At 57.3% G+C, this 22,706-nt stretch carries 24 protein-coding genes and 1 pseudogene; 11 read left to right on the top strand and 14 right to left on the bottom strand.

Translation table 11 applies throughout. From position 1 onward, the window contains the following. The first annotated feature begins 10 nt into the window (after positions 1-10). A complete protein-coding gene (locus JOE56_RS01740; protein WP_204514556.1) occupies positions 11-769 on the top strand; it encodes an alpha/beta fold hydrolase in 759 nt (252 codons plus the stop codon). On the opposite strand, the gene JOE56_RS11175 is transcribed toward JOE56_RS01740, so the two are convergent. Further along, positions 753-1,601, bottom strand: coding sequence for a methyltransferase domain-containing protein (locus JOE56_RS11175; protein ID WP_204514555.1), 849 nt, complete (start codon positions 1,599-1,601; stop codon positions 753-755). The two genes, JOE56_RS01740 and JOE56_RS11175, sit on opposite strands and share 17 nt — an antisense overlap. A 52-nt stretch (positions 1,602-1,653) precedes the next feature. Between JOE56_RS11175 and JOE56_RS01730 the strand changes: the two genes are divergently transcribed. The 3 genes from JOE56_RS01730 (at position 1,654) to JOE56_RS01720 (ending at position 3,916) form a co-directional block, all read left to right on the top strand. Then, positions 1,654-2,430, top strand: a complete 777-nt coding sequence (locus JOE56_RS01730) for an alpha/beta fold hydrolase (RefSeq protein WP_204514554.1) — start codon at positions 1,654-1,656, stop codon at positions 2,428-2,430. A gap of 71 nt (positions 2,431-2,501) precedes the next feature. Continuing rightward, entirely contained in the window at positions 2,502-2,954 is a 453-nt protein-coding gene (locus JOE56_RS01725; RefSeq protein WP_204514553.1) for a SufE family protein, read from the top strand. Then, complete coding sequence (locus tag JOE56_RS01720; protein WP_204514552.1) at positions 2,951-3,916, top strand: undecaprenyl phosphate translocase family protein; 966 nt, start codon at positions 2,951-2,953, stop codon at positions 3,914-3,916. Before JOE56_RS01725 ends, JOE56_RS01720 begins: the two co-directional genes overlap by 4 nt. Here JOE56_RS01720 and JOE56_RS01715 read toward each other — a convergent pair. Next, complete coding sequence (locus JOE56_RS01715) at positions 3,858-4,841, bottom strand: DUF808 domain-containing protein (RefSeq protein WP_204514551.1); 984 nt, start codon at positions 4,839-4,841, stop codon at positions 3,858-3,860. The two genes, JOE56_RS01720 and JOE56_RS01715, sit on opposite strands and share 59 nt — an antisense overlap. Before the next feature lie 89 nt (positions 4,842-4,930). Here JOE56_RS01715 and tpx point away from each other — a divergent pair, with 89 nt between their 5' ends. Continuing rightward, positions 4,931-5,422 carry a thiol peroxidase gene (tpx, locus tag JOE56_RS01710; protein WP_102237682.1) on the top strand — a complete coding sequence of 164 codons (492 nt, stop codon included), beginning with the start codon at positions 4,931-4,933 and terminating at the stop codon, positions 5,420-5,422. A gap of 112 nt (positions 5,423-5,534) precedes the next feature. Here the strand turns inward: tpx and JOE56_RS01705 are convergent, their stop codons facing one another. After that, a complete protein-coding gene (locus tag JOE56_RS01705; protein ID WP_204514550.1) occupies positions 5,535-7,301 on the bottom strand; it encodes an N-acetylmuramoyl-L-alanine amidase in 1,767 nt (588 codons plus the stop codon). A gap of 162 nt (positions 7,302-7,463) precedes the next feature. Here JOE56_RS01705 and JOE56_RS11410 point away from each other — a divergent pair, with 162 nt between their 5' ends. Together JOE56_RS11410 and JOE56_RS11720 are read left to right on the top strand one after the other, a co-directional pair. Then, the gene (locus JOE56_RS11410; protein WP_204514549.1) at positions 7,464-8,645 is read left to right on the top strand and encodes a C40 family peptidase; all 1,182 of its coding nucleotides are present in this window, start codon (positions 7,464-7,466) and stop codon (positions 8,643-8,645) included. Continuing rightward, positions 8,642-8,947: pseudogene (locus JOE56_RS11720) on the top strand (diacylglycerol kinase family protein); the annotation flags it as partial. The gene JOE56_RS11410 and the pseudogene JOE56_RS11720, both read left to right, overlap by 4 nt. Before the next feature lie 502 nt (positions 8,948-9,449). Here the strand turns inward: JOE56_RS11720 and zupT are convergent. From zupT to JOE56_RS01675, 4 genes are all read right to left on the bottom strand, one after another. After that, complete coding sequence (gene zupT / locus JOE56_RS01690; RefSeq protein ID WP_204514547.1) at positions 9,450-10,208, bottom strand: zinc transporter ZupT; 759 nt, start codon at positions 10,206-10,208, stop codon at positions 9,450-9,452. A 99-nt stretch (positions 10,209-10,307) separates the two neighbouring features. Beyond that, complete coding sequence (locus JOE56_RS01685; protein WP_204514546.1) at positions 10,308-10,673, bottom strand: immunity protein Imm33 domain-containing protein; 366 nt, start codon at positions 10,671-10,673, stop codon at positions 10,308-10,310. A gap of 66 nt (positions 10,674-10,739) precedes the next feature. After that, positions 10,740-11,165, bottom strand: a complete 426-nt coding sequence (locus JOE56_RS01680) for a lipopolysaccharide assembly protein LapA domain-containing protein (protein WP_204514545.1) — start codon at positions 11,163-11,165, stop codon at positions 10,740-10,742. Between the two features lie 8 nt (positions 11,166-11,173). Next, positions 11,174-13,390: an NADP-dependent isocitrate dehydrogenase gene (locus JOE56_RS01675; protein WP_204514544.1), complete on the bottom strand. Its 2,217-nt coding sequence runs from the start codon at positions 13,388-13,390 to the stop codon at positions 11,174-11,176. A gap of 86 nt (positions 13,391-13,476) precedes the next feature. Between JOE56_RS01675 and JOE56_RS01670 the strand changes: the two genes are divergently transcribed. Together JOE56_RS01670 and JOE56_RS01665 are read left to right on the top strand one after the other, a co-directional pair. Further along, complete coding sequence (locus JOE56_RS01670; RefSeq protein WP_204514543.1) at positions 13,477-14,106, top strand: thymidine kinase; 630 nt, start codon at positions 13,477-13,479, stop codon at positions 14,104-14,106. Positions 14,107-14,150: 44 nt separating this feature from the next. Further along, positions 14,151-14,936, top strand: coding sequence for an alpha/beta fold hydrolase (locus tag JOE56_RS01665; RefSeq protein WP_204514542.1), 786 nt, complete (start codon positions 14,151-14,153; stop codon positions 14,934-14,936). Here JOE56_RS01665 and JOE56_RS01660 read toward each other — a convergent pair. Together JOE56_RS01660 and JOE56_RS01655 are read right to left on the bottom strand one after the other, a co-directional pair. Next, complete coding sequence (locus JOE56_RS01660) at positions 14,909-15,262, bottom strand: DMT family transporter (protein ID WP_204514541.1); 354 nt, start codon at positions 15,260-15,262, stop codon at positions 14,909-14,911. The genes JOE56_RS01665 and JOE56_RS01660 overlap by 28 nt on opposite strands. Continuing rightward, the gene (locus tag JOE56_RS01655) at positions 15,259-15,558 is read right to left on the bottom strand and encodes a DMT family transporter (RefSeq protein WP_338028668.1); all 300 of its coding nucleotides are present in this window, start codon (positions 15,556-15,558) and stop codon (positions 15,259-15,261) included. The genes JOE56_RS01660 and JOE56_RS01655 overlap by 4 nt, the downstream gene beginning before the upstream one ends. A 73-nt stretch (positions 15,559-15,631) precedes the next feature. On the opposite strand from JOE56_RS01655, the gene JOE56_RS01650 reads away from it, so the two are divergent. Continuing rightward, entirely contained in the window at positions 15,632-16,273 is a 642-nt protein-coding gene (locus JOE56_RS01650) for an MBL fold metallo-hydrolase (protein WP_204514540.1), read from the top strand. Between the two features lie 20 nt (positions 16,274-16,293). Continuing rightward, positions 16,294-16,794, top strand: a complete 501-nt coding sequence (locus JOE56_RS01645) for a PH domain-containing protein (protein WP_204514539.1) — start codon at positions 16,294-16,296, stop codon at positions 16,792-16,794. A 73-nt stretch (positions 16,795-16,867) separates the two neighbouring features. Here JOE56_RS01645 and JOE56_RS01640 read toward each other — a convergent pair whose 3' ends face one another. From JOE56_RS01640 to JOE56_RS01620, 5 genes are all read right to left on the bottom strand, one after another. Next, positions 16,868-17,884, bottom strand: a complete 1,017-nt coding sequence (locus JOE56_RS01640; RefSeq protein WP_102237695.1) for an ABC transporter ATP-binding protein — start codon at positions 17,882-17,884, stop codon at positions 16,868-16,870. Further along, a complete protein-coding gene (locus JOE56_RS01635) occupies positions 17,868-18,878 on the bottom strand; it encodes an ABC transporter ATP-binding protein (protein WP_204514538.1) in 1,011 nt (336 codons plus the stop codon). Before JOE56_RS01635 ends, JOE56_RS01640 begins: the two co-directional genes overlap by 17 nt. A gap of 3 nt (positions 18,879-18,881) precedes the next feature. Further along, positions 18,882-19,829 carry an ABC transporter permease gene (locus tag JOE56_RS01630; protein ID WP_204514537.1) on the bottom strand — a complete coding sequence of 316 codons (948 nt, stop codon included), beginning with the start codon at positions 19,827-19,829 and terminating at the stop codon, positions 18,882-18,884. Then, positions 19,822-20,748 carry an ABC transporter permease gene (locus JOE56_RS01625; protein WP_204514536.1) on the bottom strand — a complete coding sequence of 309 codons (927 nt, stop codon included), beginning with the start codon at positions 20,746-20,748 and terminating at the stop codon, positions 19,822-19,824. The genes JOE56_RS01630 and JOE56_RS01625 overlap by 8 nt, the downstream gene beginning before the upstream one ends. Before the next feature lie 96 nt (positions 20,749-20,844). After that, complete coding sequence (locus tag JOE56_RS01620; RefSeq protein WP_204514535.1) at positions 20,845-22,524, bottom strand: peptide ABC transporter substrate-binding protein; 1,680 nt, start codon at positions 22,522-22,524, stop codon at positions 20,845-20,847. Positions 22,525-22,706: the final 182 nt, after the last annotated feature.

Genomic DNA, 22,706 nt, shown 5'->3' with positions numbered 1-22,706 from the left:
GGGTCGTATTGTGTGCCATAACATCCGTGGATGTGGCGAGGATTACAATAGACCCGTGAAGTGGGTAATCGTTCCTGGGCTGAGCCTCTTACCGGAAGACTACAGCGGTTTAAGTAAGCTTCTTCCCGGTCCAGTAGAAGTGATCGACGCGTGGGAACACGACCCAACAGGGGATATTGACGACCTAAGAAAAGCCGTCGACACCAGTGAACCGTTTGCCCTCATTGGCCATTCCGTAGGTGGAGTTACTGCCCTGGAGTGGGCGCTGAAACACCCCACTGACATTACGCGGTTGGTTCTTCTGGACCCGTCTGCGCCTCTGACCTTCGTAGGTGGTTGGTTTACGCGCGGCACCGTTTTTGAACGGTATTCGGCCCCAGCAGTGAGAAAAGTTGCCCGGGCTCTCACACCGTGGGGTGCTCAGATCCGCACACACCTCTTCACCCGTGCTTCCGGCTTGGCCGACCAGTTGCCGCGCACCCATGCCACTCACCGATACGTGACTCGTCCGGGCCTGCAGACCGTGGTGGACCAGTGGTTTTCGAGTTGGGAACAGGAATACCGATTGAGTTCACTGCTCATGTCGAACCATGTGCTTGACCGCAGGTTGCGCCCCATCATCGTGTGCTCCTCAGGGACTGCCCGTGCGGTGTCAGTGGCAAAACAACGCCGGTTGGCGCGCCTGATCGGAGCCGAGCTGCACATCGCAGAAGGTGCCGATCATATGTTCCCAGTTACCGAACCTCAACGGGTTATTGCTGCGTTGTAGGTTTTCGCCAGACGGATATTTTCACGGCTACTGTCGCCGAGGTGGGGAGCTGGGAATCCGTGACCGTTTCCGTTGATAGGTGCCGGGCAGACGGTGTCATAAAGATGAGGTCGCGTGCCAAGTCTGGGGTGAGCGCGCAGTCGTACGAAACTACCGATTCACCCACCGACTCGAACATGTGCAAAGCCCGGCTCAAACGTTCATCTTTGTTCGGATCAATTCCCACCATGTCCGTGCTTGCGCGTAGCTCCTGCAAGTGTTGCGGTTCGGGTGTCACGACTACCGTGTGCCCGCCGGGGGAGAGCACCCGGTGAAACTCTGCGCCATTGCGCGGCGAGAACACGTCCAAAACAACATCAATTGTGCTGTCCAGAAGCGGAAAATCCCGGAAAACATCCCATGTAAACGCGGTGATATTCGGGTGGGCGCGGGCAGCTAACCTCACGGCGCGGGTGGCAGTGTCGAACCCCAACCCCACCTTTGGTGGCTTCAGGGTTTCCATCAGACCGCCGAGGTAGTACCCGGTTCCGCAACCAACGTCCAGAAGGTGCGTGTGAGGCAGAGCCGCGACGACCTCGGCGAGGGAATCCTTCAACGGCGCGTACGCGCCGGAGGCGAGGAAACGGTCCCGGGCCAACACCATGTCTGTGCTGTCCCCACTTGTGGGAGCGGGGCCCGAAAGCAGGCTAAGGTAGCCCTGACGCGCTATGTTAAACGAGTGCCGGTGACTGCACACCACTTGCGAATCCTGCACCTGCAAACGCGCTGCTGGTTCTCCCCGGCGGGCGCACACGGGGCATCGCAACAGGTCATAAGCAGGAGTGGTGGTCACGGTGACATTCTACGAGGAGCGTCGTGAGGCTACGGAAACATGGAGGGGAAACATGGACACACTGAACGTCACACGCATGGGGGACCAAGGCCCCACTCTGGTGTTTCTGCATGGTCTCATGGGGCGTGGGAAGAACTTTACTGGGGTTGCAAAAGAGCTCAGCAAAGACTTCCGAATGGTCCTGATTGACCTGCCTAACCACGGTGAATCGCCGTGGACCGACACGTTCAGCTACACGGACATGGCACAGGCGGTAGCGAAAGAGATCGAACCGGACGCGCCGGTGTATCTGCTGGGGCATTCGATGGGTGGGAAAGTGGCGATGACGCTTGCCCTCACCCAACCGGAGCTCGTTGACAAGCTGATCATCGAAGATATTTCCCCGCAAGCCGGTGGCAACATGGGCGAGTTTGTTCACCTGCTGGGCACCCTGAAAAAGCTTGATCTGGATAGTTTGACCTCGCGTGCGGAAGCGCACGAGCGCATCGCTGAGGACATTCCCAATGAGTCGGTGCGTGGTTTCTTGTTACAGAACCTTCGTAGGAGCGGTGACGGGTTTGAATGGCAACCGAACCTCAACCTCCTTTTTGACAGTCTTAAAGAGATTGGCGACTTCCCATCAATTGATGCCACGTACGATCGCAAAGTGCTGTGGATGGTGGGGGAGAACTCCGCTTACGGTGACCCCAAGTTCTTGCCCCTTGTTCGTGAGTATTTCCCCAGGGCCGTACGTCTTGTGATCCGCGATGCAGGGCACTGGCTCCATTCGGAGCAACCACAGGTGTTTGTCGATGCTGTGCGCGCGTTCTTCCTTGCAGGTGACGATTGACACGTACGGAAAAGCGGGGGTTCAGCCGGCTTAGTAGCTTATCGTTGGAACGGAAATGAAGAGGAGTGACCGTGACACTATCTGCTGAGGTTCCGTCGGAACTGCACGACGTTGTCCGCGATTTCGCACAAACGCCCGAGGAACAACGGTTGGAGTTGTTGCTCGAGTTTTCCGATGAGATTCCGGACCTTCCGCAGCGGTATGCGGATGATCCCGAGGCGTTGGAACCGGTTCCGGAGTGTCAATCACCAATCTTCTTTATCGCCGAAGTCGATGGAACGGGAGAAGACGCGCGAGTTTCTCTGTTCTTTTCCGCCCCCGCCGAAGCTCCTACGACGCGTGGATTCGCAGGGATCTTAGCGGAAGGGCTGGACGGTGCTACGGCTCGTCAGGTCCAGGCAGTGCCGGAAGATTTTGCGCTACAACTATCGCTCACCTCTCTGGTGAGTCCGCTGAGGCTAAACGGCATGACCGGAATGCTGAAGCGTGTTCAGCGACAGGTGAAGGAGAAAGCTCAACTGTGACGCAGCCCAAACGATCGATCAAGCTCATGCCGTTCGACTTTGTACGTGGTTTCCTTATGGGGCTTGTTGAACTGGTTCCCGGTGTTTCCGGAGGCACGATTGCCCTTGTGACGGGAATCTACGATGAACTCATCGCCTCCGCGGTCGCCGTTCTCCATGCTGTCAAGCGGTTGGTGATCGGGCCTGACCGAGTTCAAGGGTTCATGCAGGAACTGCGCAATGTGCAGTGGGGACTTCTCATTCCGGTGTTCCTGGGAATGGTGACGGCGGTATTTTCGATCGCTGGAATCATGAGTTCTTTTGTGACGAACTCTCCGGAACACGCACGCGGGCTGTTCTTTGGCCTGGTGATTGTGTCGATCTATGTTCCTGTTTCCATGGCGTATGACAGTGCTGTTGAGCGGAACATCAACACCGCCAAAACGTGGATAGGTGGCGTGATCGCATTCGTCATTGCAACGATCGTTGCGTTTGTCTTGGTGGGTCAGGCCGGCGGAGGTGCTGTTGCGCACCCACCTGCGTGGATTGTTATTTGTGCAGCTGCTATCGCGATCTGCGCATTGGTAATTCCGGGAGTATCTGGGTCGTTCTTCCTGTTAGCAGTGGGCTTGTACACCACTACACTTGAGGCAGTTCACCAGCGCGATTGGGGCTATATCGCCATCTTCATGCTGGGCGCCGTCATTGGTTTAGCGTCCTTTGTGCAGCTTCTTCAGTTCCTGCTCAAGCGTTTCCGTTTGGTCACGCTGATGGCTATGGCTGGACTGATGTTGGGGTCGGTGCGAGCCCTGTGGCCATGGCAAGAATCTCCGGACCCGTCCGCGCCTGGAACGCTGGTAGCACCTTACGCGCCCGTTGCTGGGCCCGTGGTGCTCATGCTTGTAGGTGGCGTGATCGTGGTGGTCATGATTGTGATCGAAAAGTTCGTACAGTCGCCTTCACCGCAGCCACAACTGCAATAACCACAAGGCCCCACAGCAGGCCAACGATCATTGCGACAACGGTCTCGCCCAGCCAGTTGAGGACCCCGCCCACAGCGGGGATGTCAATGAAACGATGACCTAAGCCGTGAGCAAGCTGGAGTGGCATGTGCCATCCCAGCTCATCGGCCCCCACGATCAGAATGTGGCCACCCACCCACAGCATTGCAAAAACTCCCACGATCGTCAGGATGCTCAGGAGCTTGGGCATTGCGTTCACCAGGAACCTTCCGAACTTCTGCGTGGCGGGCTTCTGAGCGAGGCGAAGACCGATGTCGTCCATTTTGACGATCAACCCCACCACTCCATAAACCGCAACAGTGATGAAAAGCGCGACGGCGATCAGAATGGCTGTGCGCATGAGGAGTGGCTCGGAAATGACCTCGTTGAGTGAGATCACCATGATTTCTGTCGACAGGATGAAGTCGGTGACGATCGCGGAGCGCACCAGCTGCTTTTCAGCATCACCACCCTTGCCCGATTGCTCGTTTTCCTGTGAAGCCTTTGCGTGCGCGTCCTGGTCAGTGGTGGAGCTTTCTTCGTCGCCACGATGCGTGAGCTTGTGCCAGATCTTTTCAGCGCCCTCATAACACAAGTACGTGCCTCCCACCATGAGGAGTGGGGTGAGCAGAAACGGAGCGACAGCGCTTAACAGAAGCGCTAAAGGCAGAATGATGACGAGTTTGTTGAAAATCGAACCCGTTGCGATCTTGCGGATGATGGGGAGCTCACGGGCAGGCTCGACCCCAGAGACGTACTGCGGAGTCACGGCGGCGTCGTCGACGACCACGCCTGCCGCTTTCGCGCTGGTTTTTGCAGCGCCCACGGCAACGTCGTCGACGCTAGCTGCTGCCATGCGCGCGATTGCCGCAATGTCGTCGAGTAGAGCTACAAGACCACCACTCATCGGGGTCCCTTCTGTGAATGTGAAGTGTGTTCGTGACGAGTTCACTTTACCCTCTTGCGTGGAGCAGAGCAGGACGTAAGACTGGGGGTATGGCTACTATCACGTTTCAAGGAAACCCAGTCACAACTAACGGAAACCTGCCAACCGGATCGGCTCCAGAATTTGAACTGACCGGAACCGACCTCGAACCAGTCGCACTGTCGGACTACAAGGGCAAGCGCGTGGTCCTCAACATCTTCCCTTCGGTCGACACCGGGGTGTGTGCAAAGTCGGTGCGCACGTTCAACGAAAAAGCCACGGAACTTGAGAACACGGTCGTGATCTGTGCATCAAAGGACCTGCCATTTGCACTAGGCCGGTTCTGCGGGGCAGAGGGAATCGACAATGTCGTGTCCGGCTCCGGATTCCGCTCACCGTTCGGTGACGACTACGGTGTGGAAATGACCGACGGCCCTCTCAAAGGCCTGTACTCCCGCGCAGTGATCGTGATCGACGAAAACGGCAAGATCGTGTACTCACAGCAGGTAGACGAAATTGGCGAAGAGCCTGATTACGACTCAGCCCTGAACGCACTGAACTAAACGAACGGTGCGTGACGTTCGCACATAAGCGAGCTACCACCTCGGGAGAACTGAAGCTGGCGAACCAATTTCGGTTCGCCAGCTTCAGTGTTTTCAGCGCTGTGCTAAGACCTTATTTCGCGTTTCCGCTCACCTTGGCCACCTTGACCTTGGCCCCATTTTTACTGGTCCAGGTGATGGACCCGTACTGGAACTTCTGAGAAGCCACGCCCTTCTTGGTCACTTCTTCAGCGATCGGGTAACCCAACGGTCCGCGCTCGTACTTGTTCTTGGCCCACTCGTTGTGGATCGCGCCAGAGGTGGCGTGCGCACCCGAGCCCTTCGACCAGTGGACGACGCCCTTTTCGAATTTCTGGTAGCAACCCCCGCCTGGAAGACCGCAGACGGCATCAGCAGTCGGTAGGCCCACGTGAGACCGTTCCCATCCCATCTTCTTCCACGCGTTGAGAATAGCGCCCTCGATCCGGTACGTTCCGCGTTCGTTTGAAAGCACCAACCGCGATCCGTATGCGCGTGCCTGCGTGTCCTTGCGGTCCTTGAGCGTCTTCACGTCCGAGCTTGGCTTTCCAAGCTTGTGCTTGTTCGCGTACTCGTCGATTGGACTGCTGGTCGACATGCGACGGATATCCGGAATCTGGCCGTACAAGCCGTCACCGGGGCAGTCAGTTTCCCCCACGTCACGGTGACCAATCACACGTGGCAGTGTGAACATCGCGCCTTTCGGTTTGAGGGCACCGGGGCCACCAGCAGAACGGATCTTCATCTCAGCGTCGACTTTCCAGCCCCACTTGTGTGACTGCCAGCGAATGACCTTGGACAGTGAGTCAAGAACTTCCCGAGGTGCCGGCTTGTGATACGTTCCCATAACGGCAACGCCGAACGTACCTTCGTTGACTGCGACCGCGTGTGCGCCCACAGTCGCCTTGTCGAGCCCACCTGCACGGCCTTCGTAGATTTTGCCGAACCTGTCGATGAGCATGTTGTACCCGATGTCGCACCATCCGCGGCTCTTCTGGTGGTAGGCCTGGATACCGCGCAAAATGCCGGGCACTTCGCTCTGTGAGTACTTGCTTGCACCGTTGGTGTGGTGGATGACCACACCTTCGTTGCGCTTGGCCTGGTCGATGTCGCAACGTGGTTTGCTTGCACCCCATTGGCTGCGGGTCACGTATTCGAGTCCGTCAACGCTTGCGACGTTCTGTGCTGAGTATGCGCCGTGTGTGCCGCTGGCATTGTAGGCGGTGTTGGTCGCCGAGGTCGCCCCCAGCTCACCTGCTTCGTCGCGGTGTTCTGGGGTTGCGTTGTCGGTGTCGTGTAGCGGGCGGTCAATAGCGTGGCCTGCAACGATGTCGTCGACCTGCGTGCGTTCTGTAACGGAGACCGAGACTGTGATAGGGGCGTCGGATTTCACCTGCACCACTTCATATGGAGCAACCACGACAGCGTCGGTCGATTCTCTGTGGTCTTGGGAACTAGGGTCGTTACCTTCGTCGCTCACGGGCAACTGTTCCCAGTCGCCCCAGTTGTCACCTTGTGCGTGGCGGGTACGGTACTGAACGTCGCGTTCACCTTCGCCTTCCCAGGTGACACCCATGACGGTGATGAGGCGAGAGTTGTTCTTTTGGGAGTTAGCTTTTGTGGTGTCGATGGTTTGCTCGGCACCTTCGACGCTCTGCTTGGTAGTGGTGACCGGTGCGTTCTGGTCGCTGACGTTGGCGGCCGCCTGGGACTGTGCATCATACGCGCCGGACTCTGTGCGGGTGTGAGTCTGGAATGGTTCTGCACCAGGACCGAACGGCAGGGTGCTGTGCGTTGTCGCAGGAGCGACGGATGCGGCTGCAGCCGTCAGGGCAACTGCCGACACAAAAAGACGTTTCATCTGGGGTCCTAAAATAGGGGAAGACGGGACCGACGAAGAACACGATACGGGTTAAACCTGGAGATCTGTCAACGACTCGCCGAAGCGTGTCTATCTCGGCTGTGTTTTGGATAGCTAAACTTGTGAGCAAAATGTCCGTCTTCCCCTAGTAAGGACAGATTCATGAAAACGTTTGCCACCTCGGTGATATTGGCAGCCACGCTGGTAGCCGGCACGGTCACGCCAGCCCTTGCAACGGAACCTGGTGACCACGACTATCTGCTCACGGGAAATATCCGAGACCACAACGTGCAAGAAACCAAACCGCGCAAACACAAAGAACCGGCGCCACAGGTGAAGGAACCCAATCTGTCTGCGCCCAAAGCCAAGGCGCCAGCACCGATGCCCAAGGCCCCGGTTCCCGCACGGCACGGCGACGTGCGCAAGGGCGACACAGCGTATGTCGTAGTTTCCACGGCCACGCTGTGGAAGTCGCCCACATCGCCACGTAAGCAAGACGCGCCAGCACTGCAGAACCCAGCCAAAATGGACGAGTGGAACCGCGGGCTGACCGACCGCAAGGGACTGACCGGACGAACGGAAACACAAGCGATCTACGGTGATGCTGTGTACGTGTGGGAGGTACGCGACGACTGGGCACGAGTAGGTGTCACCACCGAGCCAGCGCCGGGCAAACCGCGCGGATATGAAGCGTGGGTGCCCAAGCGACAGTTGGCGAAGAGCACCACTTTTGGCAACGCCAGCGAGAAGATGACGCACGTGGTTTCCGTCAAGAAGTCGCGCGCGCATGTGGAGGCCGAACCCACCAAATCGACGGGACGCACGCGCATCGAGGTTCCGTTTAACACGCGCCTGCCAATCACCAGCACGCGCGATGGAAAAGCCCGCGTAGCACTGCCGGACAACCGGTTCGGATGGATCTCCTTCAACGACGTTGAGCGTTTCGACCAGCGCAAAGTGCGTCCAAAGCCCAAACCGTCGCAGTTAGTGGAAACGGGTCGCCAGTTCTTGGGACTGAAGTACACGTGGGGTGGAGCGTCGGCGTACGGCTTTGACTGCTCGGGCTTCACTTACTCGATCTACCGGGCGCACGGCATCACCATTCCGCGCGATTCGGGACCACAGTCGAAGACCGGACGCACGGTCTCCCAGGGTGACATGCAGCCGGGTGACCTGATCTTCTTCGCTTCCAAGCGTGGCAAGGGCAGTGTGTACCACGTGGGTATGTACGTGGGCCACGGAAAGATGATTCACGCGCCTAACGCGTCACGTTCGGTCGAAATCGTGAACTGGAAGTCATGGGGCGGAGCGCGTGACTTCGCCGGTGTGAAACGTTACGTGTGATTGGAGTCGTGGCGCACCCCGCGCGCCTGGGTACACGCCAGGTTGTTGAGCGCATACGCGCCACTTCCAGCTCGGTTGCTACCACCTCGGCCGAGGTCGTTGTCACCTACACCACGCCCGCTCACCCGGGCGGGGAGCAGGCGACGCGACTCTTGGACGCGGGTGCCCAGCGACTCATTGTGGTGGGTGGCGACGGGACCGTTGCACAGTGCGCACATGCCTTGACGGAGTGGATCGATGAGCACCAGCCGGCTGAACCGCCACGCCTGACTCCGATACCGGTCGGCACAGCGAACCTGTTTTGGCGAAACCTCGTGGCGACGTTTCCGCCCGGCCCAGTCTGCGTGGACGTCGCCCACGTGACGCTTGAACCCAACGGCCTCACAACCACGAGCCTGGTCGCGGTGGGGGCGGGAAACTCAGTACGAGCCATTCAACGCACACCTGCCCAGCGTCACTGGTGGTCATACATCGCGACTGGTGTGAACCTGGGGACATGGAAGGGGAGTCCATGGACGCAAGAAGTGGGAAACGTTGCGGGTGTGCCGCACCGGGTGCGAATTTTTGACACCAGTTTGGACTCCGGCACGCTGTGCCACACGAGCTTTGCACCCACAGGTGTCGCGGACTGGGTGGTAGCCGGGGCGTGGGCGCTGGGTGCCAACGTGTCACCGGCTGCTGTGCGCGTACGTGTGGGGCAGTCGTTCGACCTCGACGCACCGCACGGCATCCACGTCGACGGTGAGGTCTATACCAAGGTGCAGCGGGCGCGGGTCCGGGTGCGACCTCGGGCGTTACCTGTTCTCATCCCAGCATGAGCAGAGACAGCGCCATGACTGCCATTCCCGCGAAAAGTCCGATGAGTGGCGCGCGTGCGTGACCCTGATTGTGGGCGGCCGGGAGAAGTTGGCTGAACGAAATGTACACCATGATCCCGCCTACGCCGGCGAACACGATTCCGAAAATGGTGGGGGTCATAATCGGGGCGAGGATCAGGTACCCCAGAGCGGCTCCGGCCGGTTCCGCCAGCCCGGATAAGAGCGACCAGCGGAAGGCCTTGGCAGATGAGCCAGTCGCATGAAGGACGGGGACGGCCACGGCCAGGCCTTCAGGGATGTTGTGGATGGCGATCGCTACAACGATCGGGATGGCCAGCGTGAGGTCGGTGTGTGCGGTGAGGAACGTGGCGAAGCCTTCGGGGAAGTTGTGGAGCGCAATTGCAATGGCCGTGAAGGCGCCCATGCGTAGCAAGCGCACGTCCGAGGTGGTTGTTGAGGAAGGGCTGAACTGGTCCGGGACGAGTGCGTCGATAGCTGCCGCAAAAATGATTCCGCCGAACAGCGCACCCACCGCGATCCACTGTGCGGCTGGGATCTCGACTGATTCGATCGCTTTGGGAAGGATTTCCACGAGCGAGACGTAAATCATGACGCCGGCTGAGAATCCTAACGCGCACGCAAAGAAACGCGTGGAACGGGCGAGGTTTGTGACCCCAAGCAGGGCGCCAACGCCAGTTGCTAGACCTGCGACCATGCTCATCAGAAACGGTACGACGAACTCCATGACATAGGTTCTATACCTGCACGTCGTGAGTACACAACTCAACGCGGACGCGCTGAAGCAAGTTGTCGTATCTGAGTTGGGCTGATGAGGACAAGCTACTTAGTTGCGGAACTGAGGCGGAACGAACAACTCCTCGTGCGGGATGACGCGACCGGTTTTACTGTCGATGATGCTCATGCCTTTTTCGTGCCGGCGTAACTCGAGGTCAGACCCTACCGGCATGTCCCAGATTCCGATGAGGGCGGGCTCGATAGCACACAGATCGTTGAAGTCGGCAATCTGCCAGTTCGAAGGGTCATTCAGGTAATCAGACGTATCGATATCGCTAAGGATCTGCCACCCGTTGTCCGCCGGCGCATGGGACTTTCCACGCACCATCCAACGCACTTTCCCTTCGCCGGACAGGACGTTCTTTGAAACTGTGCATGCGCCAGCATCGGGGATGAATTCGACGTACTTGCTCACTGTGTACTCCAGGTTATTAAAGGGCGAACCGGGCCCCAATCCTGGGGCCCGGTTCACTGTGTTGAGTTAGGAATTCTTCTGAGCTCGCTTGAGCCTACGCCCAAGCAAGATGATGCGCACTGTTCCAATAATCGCAGCAATCAAAATTCCAGCGATCGCAGCGAGAAGAAGTGCGACTCCCAGTGGCATAGAGAACGACCACGCAAAGTAGCTGATGTCTACCGGCTGGTTGTTCTGCATGACAAACACCAAAAGCAACACCAGAATCAACGCGCCCAGAATCAACGCCACCCACACGAACGCGGAAACCCCGGATTTCTCCTGTTTCGTAGCGTTCGACGACTGGTCGTAAACCGGTTCATCGGTGTGCTGTGCTTGTGGTACCTGCATGTCTTCCTCCGCCGCTGAGGCTCCGTTGGGCACCTGCGGTCCAGACCCAAAAGACTGTGGTCCGGAACCAAATGACGGAGGTGTTGCCTGAGGATTACTCATACTTTCACCTATCCAAGCTTGGCGATGATGTCGTTAAACGTGGTGGAAGGACGCATGACCTGGGTGACCTTGGCGTCTTCGGGGTTGTAGTAACCACCCAAGTCAACGCCTTCACCCTGCACCTCAATGAGGTCCTTGGTAATCGTCTCTTCTTGCTCACGCAGTTCACGGGCAATAGGTTCAAACGCCTGTGCGAGCTCAGCGTCATCCGTCTGCTTAGCCAGTTCCTCAGCCCAGTACAGGGTGAGGTAGAAGTGGCTGCCGCGGTTGTCGATCTCGCCCACCTTGCGCGACGGTGAACGGTTCTCTTCCAGGAACGTCGCAGTTGCGTCATCCAAGGTGGAAGCCAACACGCCAGCACGCTCGTTGTCGTCGCTGAGCTTGAAGTGGCGTAGCGATTCAGCAATCGCGAAGAACTCACCCAACGAGTCCCAACGCAAGTGGTTTTCTTCCACCAGCTGCTGCACGTGCTTAGGTGCCGAACCACCAGCACCGGTTTCGAACAGCCCACCACCGGCGATCAGTGGAACAACCGAGAGCATTTTGGCTGACGTTCCAAGCTCCAGAATTGGGAACAAGTCGGTGTTGTAGTCACGCAGAACGTTACCGGTCACCGAAATGGTGTCCTTGCCTTCGCGAATCCGATCAAGCGAGAACTGGGTCGCTTCAACCGGGTTCATGATGCGAATGTCCAGACCGTCGGTGTCGTGTTCCTTGAGGTACTCGTTGACCTTCTCGGTGAGGTTACGGTCGTGGGCACGAGTTTCATCCAGCCAGAACACTGCAGGAGTTTCGGACAAACGAGCGCGGGTAACAGCGAGCTTGACCCAGTCGCGAACCGGAACATCCTTGGTCTGGCATGCACGCCAGATGTCACCAGCGGACACCTTGTGGCTCATGAGAACTTCGCCAGCTGAGTTAACAACCTCGACGGTTCCTTCTTCCTTGATTTCGAAGGTCTTGTCGTGGCTTCCGTACTCTTCAGCCTTCTGCGCCATGAGACCCACGTTTGGCACTGAACCCATGGTCGCTGGGTCGTATGCTCCGTGTGCCTTGCAGTCGTCAATCACGGTCTGGTAGACGCCGGCGTAGGACGAGTCAGGGATAACAGCCAGCGTGTCGGCTTCGTTCCCGTCTGGTCCCCACATCTTTCCACCGATACGAATCATGGCTGGCATCGAAGCATCCACGATCACGTCTGACGGCACGTGGAGGTTGGTGATTCCCTTGTCGGAGTTCACCATTGCCAGGGCTGGACCCTCTTCGAGCTCACGAGAGATCGATTTCTTGATCTGTTCAGCGTCGTCACCGTCGAGTTCGTCAAGACCGGTCAGGATAGCGCCCAAACCGTCCGCTGGGCTCAGACCTGCCTGCGCCAGCACGTCGCCGTAGTCAGCGAATGTCTGAGGGAAGAAGGCTGTGATGACGTGGCCGAACAGAACTGGGTCCGACACCTTCATCATGGTGGCCTTGAGGTGAACCGAGAACAGCACACCCGTTTCTTTAGCCTTGGCGATCTGGTCCTTCAAGAAGGCGTCCAGGCGTGCAACATCCATGAAAGTGGAGTCGATGATTTCGTCCTTGAGGACCTTGAGGTCGTCCTTCAAGACCGAGGTGCCCTGGGCTCCCACGTGACGGATCGTCAGCGTGTCGTCGGCAGGCATGATGACGGACTGTTCGTTGGAACGGAAGTCGTTCTCGCCCATGGTTGCGACCTGCGTCTTGGAGTCCTCGGTCCACTCACCCATGGAGTGTGGGTGGGCCTGTGCGTACTGCTTCACTGCCTTGGGCGCACGGCGGTCGGAGTTACCTTCACGCAGAACAGGGTTAACTGCTGAACCCTTCACCCGGTCGTAACGGGCGCGAATGTCGCGTTCTTCGTCAGTCGATGGTTCTTCAGGGTAGTTAGGAAGAGCAAAACCCTGGTTCTGAAGCTCCTTGATGGTGGCCTTGAGCTGAGGAACCGAAGCCGAGATGTTTGGAAGTTTAATGATGTTAGCTTCTGGTTTCTTCGCGAGGTCACCCAGTTCAGCCAGCGCATCGCTGTGACGCTGGTCTTCTTTCAAGTAGTCAGGGAACTGAGACAAGATACGGCTGGCAAGCGAAATGTCACGAGTGGTGACGTCGATTCCGGCTTTGCGCGCAAAAGCTTCGACGATGGGCTTAAGCGAATAGGTTGCAAGAAGCGGAGCTTCATCCGTACGGGTGTAAATGATCTGAGCCATGTGTGCTTCCCTGTTGACGGTAGTTTTCATTGCTCAGTCTATCCATTCGGCACGCTGTAGCATGAACCGGGGAAGGAAGGTCGGACGTGGCAAAACTGTATTTCCGGTACGGCGCAATGAACTCGGGGAAGTCGACCGCGCTTTTGCAAGCTGCCTACAACTATGAAGAGCGCGGGCAACGGGTTCTTTTGGCAAAGCCGGCGATTGACACAAAAGGCAACACACAGATCGTGTCGCGTTTGGGCGTCACTCGAACTGTCGACTTCCTCATCGAAAACAGCGACACGGTTGAAGATGTCTTTGACGACGTCGCGGGATACGTCGACCACTCCGCACTAATCGAGAGCCTGGAGTTTTCCACGGATCCCGTAGCCTGCCTCCTCATTGACGAAGCCCAGTTCCTCACCCACGAACAAGTCGACGGACTCATGCGGATCGCCGTGTACCGCGACGTCCCAGTGATGTGCTACGGCATTCGCACGGACTTTCGCACACACGCCTTCCCCGGTTCAGCACGGCTACTAGAAATTGCGCACAGCCTCGAAGAGCTCAAGACTATTTGCCGGTGCGGGCGCAAAGCCATGTTCAACGGACGCAAAGTCGACGGCAACTACGTGTTCGACGGCGACCAGGTGGCTATCGACGGTATGAGCGTGACATACGAATCACTGTGCCCTGCGTGCTACTTGAAAGAAAGCGGTGGAGTACTGCAATAGCACAGATCCACACATAGGATTGGAGTAACAAGAAAGGAGCATACGTGAAACCGCTTGCTTATCGAATTCTGAACGCAACCGATTCCGATCTTCCACTTCTTATTCTTGGTACACCTCTTGGCACGGCCTCCACAGTGTGGGCTTCGGTGGGATATCGCCTCGTCGAACACTTCCGCGTGGTCATCACCGAACTTCCTGGGCACGGTCTCGATGCCGCAAACGCTCCCCAAGACGGCGAAGCTGCCAACCTGACCGTCGACCAGATCGCACAACGCACTGTTGCTGTTGCCGACTCACTCGATGCCCAAAAATTTTTCTACGCCGGGTGCTCAATCTCTGGGGGAGTAGCCCAGATCCTGGCACTCGACCACGCTGACCGCGTCGAACGAGTCGCGGCGGTCTGCACAGCCTCCAAATTCGGTGAACCTGACTCCTGGCACGACCGCATCGCAACAGTCCGTGAAGACGGCACCCGTTCCCTTCTTCCGGACACTGCGGACCGGTGGTTCGCAGCCGGTTTCCTCGACGATGACATCGCGGCCGGTCACATGGTCCTCGAAGACATGGCAACGACCTCGGACCAGGCCTACATTGCCTGTTGCGCGGCCCTAGCCACCTACGACATCACAGACCGCGTGAGCAACATTGACATTCCCATCCTGTACATGGCTGGGGCACAAGACTACGGCAACGACCCGGACTCCATGCGCGAACTGTCACGCCAAACCTCACAGGGCGCGTTTGCAGTCATCCCAGACGCCGCGCACATCGTCATGGTCGAACACCCTGAACTCGTTGCCGATCACTTAGCGTCGTTCATGGGCTCTTGAGAAGGTTTGGGTGCGGTCTTTGACGGTCGCGAAGCCAACTGCAGGCCCACAACACCGGCAATGATCGCTACCAGGCACACGATTGTTCCGGGGCCAAACGGCTCACCCCGGAACGCCGCCCACACCGCGGTTGTTGCCGCTCCAACACCCGACCACACGGCATACGACGTTCCCATGGGAATCGTGCGCATGGCGTAGCTTAAACCGGCCAGTGACAAGCACAGTCCAGTCACGAACCACACAGGGGCATAGGCAAGATCACCCGCCAGGGCGTGTGCCCACACCGCTTCAAGCGCGCCGCTGACAATGAGAATGAGCCAGCTCATACCATCACCTGCAGTCCCACAACACCGGCAATTACAAGAAACACGCACGCCAAACGAAGCGCAGTGGGTTTTTCATGACCTCGCATAACGGACACAACAACAGTCGTGACGGCACCCGCGCCAATCCACACCGCGTACCCCACACCTACGGGGATTGTGCGTAAAGCCAGCGCAAGGCCGCCCATCGAAACAACGCCTCCGAACACAAAAATCAGGGCTCGGAGCCACAACTTCATGGAACGGGCAGCTAGGGCAAATGCCCACACCACTTCAAACATCCCAGAAATTACAAGAATTACCCACGCCAGGCTGAATCACTCCCTGGTTCAAGACTAGGGTTGAGAGTGAACGTTTTACAAAGGAGGACGTATGGAAACGCTCGAACTCAACGACGTCACAATTCGTTGGATTTCCGTGTCGGACATGGAAAACAACGTCTACCTCATCACCTCGAAAAACACCGACAAACAGGTGCTCATCGACGCAGCCAACGACACTTCTCAGATCGAAAAGCTTGTGAAGGAACACGGCAACGGAAAGATCGAAGCCATCCTCACAACCCACAGCCACCCAGACCACATCCAGTCCCTCGCTGACATTGCGCGCACGTTCGAAGCGCGTACTCTCGCTGGACTGTACGACGTGTCTGAAATCGAAAACCAGACCGGGATCGAAATCGACGAACAGCTTGCCAACGACGACATGCTTGAGTTCGACGGATTCCGTCTGCGCGCCGTCCACCTCAAGGGACACACCCCAGGTTCGATCGCGTACGTCTTGCGTGACTACCCAGGCGAACAGCGCTTCATCTTCAGCGGTGACTCGCTCTTCCCCGGCGGGCCCGGAAAAACCACCAACCCAGAAGACTTTACGCAACTGATGAACGACCTCGAAACCCGTATTTTCGAACCGTTCGCCGACGACACGGTTGTCCTCCCCGGGCACGGAGCACGCACTGAACTGGGTGCAGAGCGTCCGCACCTGGACGAGTGGCGCCAGCGCGGATGGTGACCCGGCTCCAGCTGGGAAGCATGCGCTGGACGTGGCTCGTCACCACTGCGGTGGTGGTTGTCGCGGTTGGCTCAATTCTGTGGCAAGAATTTTCCGTCCGAGGTGTTGCTCTGTGCGGTCTGCCCGTCCTGTTTGCATGTGGCGCGTGGATTTTCTACGGTCGCCCCAACGTGACGTTGACCGACACCGGGGTGCGCGTTACCAACCCAGTGCGGAGCACGCAGGTGGAGTCGACCTCGGTCACGTCGGTTGACACCACGTACGGACTTCAGTTGCGCTGTTCTGGAAAGAAGATCAACGCGTGGGCGCTCACCGACATGGGCTCGAAGAAGGCCCGGACTGAGCGCGCATCGGGTGCAGCGCCAGCACTTCCCGAAATCGAGATGGTCACATCGCACCTCACCAATGTGAAGCAGAGCAAGGAGGAAACTCCGCCACCCCAGCAAAAAGTGGATGTGCTTCCGCTTGTGTTGATAGGCGTTTCGCTCGCTTGGTTCGTGTGGGGGATGACTGCTCTGTAACCAAATATGTCCTCGATAACAAAACACGTATGGCCCGGAAATGATCCGGGCCATACGTGTCTTTGGGTGGGCGTTACTCCACGCCAGGGTCGGTGTTTGCGAAGTGGCATGCAGTGTCGTGTTCGACACCCGAGCCTTCGCGGACCTTCAATTCGGGGACTTCGGTGGCACAGATTTCCTGCGCCTTCCAACACCGCGTCCTGAAGCGGCATCCGCTTGGTGGGTTCGCCGGTGAAGGCGGGTCACCTTGCAGAACGATCTGCTTCTTGGTGTCGCGTGCGTCCGGGTCTGGTACCGGAACAGCAGACAACAGCGCCTGCGTGTAGGGGTGGCCGGCATTTTCGTAAATGTCCGTTTCGTTGCCGATCTCAGCGAAACGACCCAGGTACATCACGCCCACGCGGTCAGAAATGTGGCGGACAACAGAAAGGTCGTGCGCGATGAAGATGTACGCCAGACCCAGCTCCTTTTGGAGCTTGCCCAACAGGTTCATCACCTGCGCCTGAATCGACACGTCGAGCGCCGAAACTGGTTCGTCACAAATGATGATCTCTGGGTTGAGTGCCAAACCACGGGCGATCCCAATACGCTGACGCTGACCACCAGAGAACTGGTGCGGGTAGCGGTTGATGAGATCCGGACTCAGACCCACCAGTTCGAGCAGTTCGCGCACGCGATCAGCTCGTTTGTTCTTGGGAACAACATCCGGGTGAATCTCGAGTGGCTCACCCACAATGTCACCCACTGTCATACGCGGGTTCAGCGACGTGTACGGGTCCTGGAACACAATCTGAACGTTTCGGCGCATCCGTTTAAGGCTGGCTCCTGAACGCCCAAACACTGGTTCACCGCGGTACAGAACCTCACCGGAAGTGGGCTTTTCTAGCCCCATGAGGAGGCGTGCCATGGTGGACTTTCCACACCCGGACTCACCCACAACACCCAGGGTTTCACCGGGGTACAGGTCGAACGAAACACCGTCGACGGCTTTCACCGCACCGTACTTACGCTTAATGACGGCACCCTTGGTGAGGGGGTAGTGCTTGGTGAGGTCGCGGACCTGCAGAATTGGCTCATTTTGCTGTGCCATTGAAAACCTCCTCAGCTCGGTGACACGTGACGAATCGACCCGGGGCTATCTCTTCTTTAGATGGACGTTCTGCACGGCACTGGTCCATGGCATACGGACACCGAGGTGCGAACTCGCAACCAGAAGGGAGATTAAGAAGGTTCGGAGGCAAGCCCTTAATAGCGGCAAGTTCCTGCCCCTTCATGTCCACACGTGGGATCGACGCCAAAAGCCCTTCCGTGTACGGGTGGGCCGGCTGACGGTAGATATCGTGAACATCAGCGGATTCGACAATACGCCCGGCGTACATCACAGCGATCTTATCGGCAACGTCGGCGACGACACCCAGGTCGTGCGTAATGAGCACCAGACCCATACCGCGTTCTTCTTGTAGTTCTTTGAGCAGATCCATGATCTGCGCTTGAACCGTCACGTCGAGTGCGGTGGTGGGTTCGTCAGCGATGAGGACATCGGGGTCGAGCGCAATCGACATTGCGATCATGATGCGCTGACGCATACCACCGGAAAACTGGTGTGGATAGTCACCCACACGGTCAGCTGCGGCAGGAATACGCACACGCTTCATCAGCTCGATCGCGCGGTCGCGGGCGTCCTTACGGTTCATGCCCTTGCGCTTGCGCAACACCTCGGAAATCTGCCACCCAACCGGGAACAGCGGGTTGAGCGATGACAGGGCATCCTGGAACACCATCGCGATGTTTTGCCCGCGGACTTTCCGACGGTCGTCTTTCGACATCTTCAGAACGTCACGCCCGCGGAATAGAACTTCTCCTCCGGTCACAAAACCGGGTGGGGTGTCCAGAATTCCCATAATCGCCTGGGCCGTGACAGATTTACCCGACCCAGACTCACCCAGAACGGCGAGCGTCTCTCCTTCGTTAACCGAGTAGTTCACTCCGTTGACGGCTTTCACGACACCCTGTTGCGTGCGGAACTCAACCGTGAGGTTCCGCACGTCCAAGAGTGGCTGCTTTGCAGAGTCGTTGTTGTCCATTCTTTACCTCGACTTTGGATCGAAAGCGTCGCGCACAATGTCACCGAGCACAATGAACGAGAATACACACAGGCTCAGCGCGGCTGCAGGGAACAACATCATGTGCGGAGCAACACGCATGTACGACTGCGAGTCCGAAATCATGATTCCCCATGACACGACCTTTCCTTGCAAACCGATACCCAGGAACGACAGGGTAGCTTCGGCCGCGATGTACACACCCAGGTTGATGGTTGCGATCACGATGACCGGTCCAATGGCGTTTGGAATCACGTGCTTGAGCATCATGCGCCACCCTGACGCGCCCAGAGCACGAGCCGACTGCACGTAGTCCATCTGGGCTACCTGCAGAACCGTGGAGCGCATCATGCGCATCAGCCCTGGCCAACCGAAGAGCGCCAGTGCAACGACAACCTTAAGGATCGTCAGGAAGTACGGCGTCTGAGGTGTCGTTGGGAAGGACACCAAAACCAAAAGACCCGCAAGAAGTACTGGGATACCAGCGAAGATCTCACCCAAGCGCGAGATTAGCGTATCGGCGAACTTGCGGTAGAAACCAGCGATCGCACCCAACGTCACACCGATCGAGAGGACTCCAATAGAAGTCAGGGTTCCCACCAGGATCGACGCACGGGCACCGTGGATCGTGCGCGCATACACGTCGCATCCACGGACGTCGTAGCCGAAGATCGCTTCTGAACTGGGGAGCTGTTTTGTACGTAGAAGCGAGCAGTCGTTGGGGTTCTTCGACGTGAAGAGCTCCGGCACGATCGCCATCACTACAAACAGCAACAGAACGCCTGCGGTGATCCAAAAGAGGGGCCGCTTGAACATCGAGCGGAAAGCGTCGCCGGTGAGCGAGGTTGCGCGTGGCGCATCGCCACCGTCGGGCTTTACCGGGTCTTGCGTGGGTGCCGTTTCGGTAACTGTCAAACTTTCTGGATTACTCATATCGGATCCTTGGGTCGAGCCATGCGTACAGGATGTCAACGGCGAGGTTGACCAAGAGGTACACAAGGACGAAGAGAGCGACAACGCTGGTCACTGTTTGGCCTTCGCGCCCGTTAAGCGCACCGAAGACCATTCCACCTAGACCGGAAACGTTGAAAATACCTTCTGTGACAATCGCGCCACCTAGAAGTGCACCGAAGTCGGTTCCGAGGAAGGTGACGACTGGCAACATCGAGTTGCGCAGAACGTGGACACCTACAACGCGTGTTTGAGTCAGGCCCTTCGCTGTGGCGGCCCGGACATAGTCGGCGCGCATATTTTCTGCAATGGAGTTACGAACGAGGCGCGCGACATAAGCGATCGACGCGGATCCCAGAACGAAGCCGGGAAGGATGAGTTCGCTCCATTTACCTTCGGGAGATGCGGTCGCAGGGAAGATCTGCCACTGCATACCCAGGTAGAGCTGGAGAACACGACCAATAACAAAAACCGGAATAGAAATAACGACAAGAGTCGAAACCAGGACCAAGCTGTCGATGAACTTTCCGCGACGCAATCCGGCCCACACACCAGCCGCGATGCCGATGAGTGCCTCGAAAACGATTGCGATGATCGTCAAGCGGAATGTAGTGGGAAAGCGGTTTTTGATCTGGTCGGTCACATCAATTCCGGAGAAGGTGGTTCCGAAGTCTCCGGTAATGAGGTTCAGAAAATACTTTGCATAACTGATAAGAAGCGGGTCATCCAAGTTGTACTTGGCCCGCATCATTTGAACATAGGCTTCGGGGCATGCGCGTTCACCGCAACGCCCAACAAAGGGGTCTGACTGCAGACCCCACACCATGAGATAGATAAGAAACGTGGTGCCGATGACCACTGGAATGATTTGTAAAATTCGGCGGATGACATATGCACCCATGAGTTACTCCCGAGAGCTGAACACCCACACAGGCGGGCAATAAGAAGTTCTTATTGCCCGCCGTGCGGAATGTCCATCACGAATAGTGAATGGTTACTACTTCTTGAGTCCTACAGTCGTGAAGTCGATTGTCGACTTCCACGTGACCTGAGGAGCTACGACCTTGTCAGACCAGCCCAAGCGGAGCGTGCCGTACCACAGTGGTGTTACGGGCATGTCTTCTGCAAGGGTTTCCTGCATCTTCTTAAAGGTCGCTTCCTGCTCAGCCTCGTCCTGGCTCAAGACTTCAGAAGCCATCTTGTCAACTTCTGGATTGGAGTAACCGCTCTTGTTGGAACCAGCGTCAGTGATGTAGTACGCCGTGAGGTAGCTCAGAGGTGATGGGAAGTCTGCCTGCCATCCGGAACGGTACATTCCGGTCATTTCCTTAGCGTCGATCTTGTCGAGCATTTCAGCAAATGTTGGGAAGGACTGTGGCTGGCAGTCGATTCCGAGGTTCTCGTTAATCGAGGTACAAACTGCCTCGGTGACTTCCTTGTTACCAGGGCCATCGTTGTTAAACGCGATGGTCAGGGTTCCTTCGAATCCGCCACCTTCTTCGAGGAGCTTCTTCGCTGCTTCGCCGTCAACGTGGCACTTGTCGCCACAGACGTCGTCCTGGAATGGTTCAATGCCCGGAGGCGACCATGCGGTACCTGGCGTGTTTTCACCGTTGGTTACGGCGTCGGTCACTGCCTGGCGGTCGATTGCCATGGAGATTGCCTGGCGAACCTTAGGATCCTTGAACTTTTCGTCGTACTGAGGGAACGAGTAGCCGTTCCACAAAGTCGATGGTCCAAGCTGCCAGCGACCTTCACCCAGGTCGGTCTGCCACTTGTTACCAGCAACAGCGTCTGGCGGAATTGCGTCGACGTAGTCAACGTTTCCGGCTACAACGTCGGCGTAAGCTGCACCTGGTTCGGTGTACATCTTGAAGGTGAGCTTGTCGACGTGAGCCTTCGCTTCACCCTGGTAGTCAGTGTTCTTTTCCAGAACGATCTGCTGTTCCTGCTTGTACTCAGTCAGCTTGAATGGACCGTTACCAATAGGCTTCTTGCTATAAGCTTCGTGGTCCTTGAAGAACGCTTCAGGAAGCGGCATGTAGGTGCTGTGAACAACCATCGTTTCGAACAGTGAGTTCGCGCTGGTAGTTTCAACCGTGAAGGTCTTGTCGTCGACGACCTTCAGACCTTCCATGGTTGCACCCTTGTCCTTGGACTCAGCAATCTTGTCGTAGCCCTTTACATCGAGGAAGCCAGGACCAAAGAAGGCCTGCTGCTTGGCACCGTTGGCACCGTTTGCTCCCCAGTTCCACGCGTCGACGTAGCTCTTAGCTGTGACAGGTGAACCGTCGTCGAACTTCCAGTCCTTGAGCTTGACGGTGAACATGGTGTTTTCGTCGTTAGCTTCGATTGACTCAGCGTTTGCCAAACGTGGCTTACCGGTCGATGGGTCGACTTCGGTCAGGCCAACCAGAATCGAGTCGAGGACGTCACCACCGCAGGTTTCCTGAGTGAACCCAGGAATCAGGAGGTCCTGAGGGTTACATCCAGCGAACGTAATCTCGCCACCCTCCTGGCCTTCATACGTGTCGCTGGCCTTGGTGCCAGAAACCTCTACGGGGGAGCCGCCGCCTTCTTTGCCGCCGTCTCCGTTGCCACCGCTACCGCCACACGCGGACAGTAGCAGCGCTGATACACCGAGAGCTGCTCCCAGCGTTGTCAAGCGCTTTTTCATCTTGTCTCCTTATCTCTCAGGCTTTTCGCCATGAAGAATCCGTAGGCACTGCTTGAATGCCATACATGCGGGGCCTCACAATGCGTGATTCCCGTCCGGAAGTATCGACAGTCTACGTCAGAAAACTGTGATGCTGTGCACATTGAATTTGCAGTTTCAATGATTTGTTACTAATTCGAGAC

The organism is Brevibacterium paucivorans (assembly GCF_016907735.1).
GTDB lineage: Bacteria > Actinomycetota > Actinomycetes > Actinomycetales > Brevibacteriaceae > Brevibacterium > Brevibacterium paucivorans.
Note: the sequence above shows the minus strand (reverse complement) of the source record. Positions and strands in the feature narration are given on the sequence as shown.

Excerpts from the sequence above, each read along its gene's own strand:
- JOE56_RS11410 (WP_204514549.1), top strand. The coding sequence starts at position 7,464 with ATGAAAACGTTTGCCACCTCGGTGATATTGGCAGCCACGCTGGTAGCC.
- JOE56_RS01660 (WP_204514541.1), bottom strand. The coding sequence starts at position 15,262 with ATGAGCTGGCTCATTCTCATTGTCAGCGGCGCGCTTGAAGCGGTGTGG.
- JOE56_RS01640 (WP_102237695.1), bottom strand. The coding sequence starts at position 17,884 with ATGGCACAGCAAAATGAGCCAATTCTGCAGGTCCGCGACCTCACCAAG.
- tpx (WP_102237682.1), top strand. The coding sequence starts at position 4,931 with ATGGCTACTATCACGTTTCAAGGAAACCCAGTCACAACTAACGGAAAC.
- JOE56_RS01705 (WP_204514550.1), bottom strand. The coding sequence starts at position 7,301 with ATGAAACGTCTTTTTGTGTCGGCAGTTGCCCTGACGGCTGCAGCCGCA.
- JOE56_RS01620 (WP_204514535.1), bottom strand. The coding sequence starts at position 22,524 with ATGAAAAAGCGCTTGACAACGCTGGGAGCAGCTCTCGGTGTATCAGCG.
- JOE56_RS01645 (WP_204514539.1), top strand. The coding sequence starts at position 16,294 with ATGCGCTGGACGTGGCTCGTCACCACTGCGGTGGTGGTTGTCGCGGTT.
- JOE56_RS01675 (WP_204514544.1), bottom strand. The coding sequence starts at position 13,390 with ATGGCTCAGATCATTTACACCCGTACGGATGAAGCTCCGCTTCTTGCA.
- JOE56_RS01635 (WP_204514538.1), bottom strand. The coding sequence starts at position 18,878 with ATGGACAACAACGACTCTGCAAAGCAGCCACTCTTGGACGTGCGGAAC.
- JOE56_RS01680 (WP_204514545.1), bottom strand. The coding sequence starts at position 11,165 with ATGAGTAATCCTCAGGCAACACCTCCGTCATTTGGTTCCGGACCACAG.
- JOE56_RS01650 (WP_204514540.1), top strand. The coding sequence starts at position 15,632 with ATGGAAACGCTCGAACTCAACGACGTCACAATTCGTTGGATTTCCGTG.
- JOE56_RS01625 (WP_204514536.1), bottom strand. The coding sequence starts at position 20,748 with ATGGGTGCATATGTCATCCGCCGAATTTTACAAATCATTCCAGTGGTC.
- JOE56_RS01715 (WP_204514551.1), bottom strand. The coding sequence starts at position 4,841 with ATGAGTGGTGGTCTTGTAGCTCTACTCGACGACATTGCGGCAATCGCG.
- JOE56_RS01730 (WP_204514554.1), top strand. The coding sequence starts at position 1,654 with ATGGACACACTGAACGTCACACGCATGGGGGACCAAGGCCCCACTCTG.
- JOE56_RS01630 (WP_204514537.1), bottom strand. The coding sequence starts at position 19,829 with ATGAGTAATCCAGAAAGTTTGACAGTTACCGAAACGGCACCCACGCAA.
- zupT (WP_204514547.1), bottom strand. The coding sequence starts at position 10,208 with ATGGAGTTCGTCGTACCGTTTCTGATGAGCATGGTCGCAGGTCTAGCA.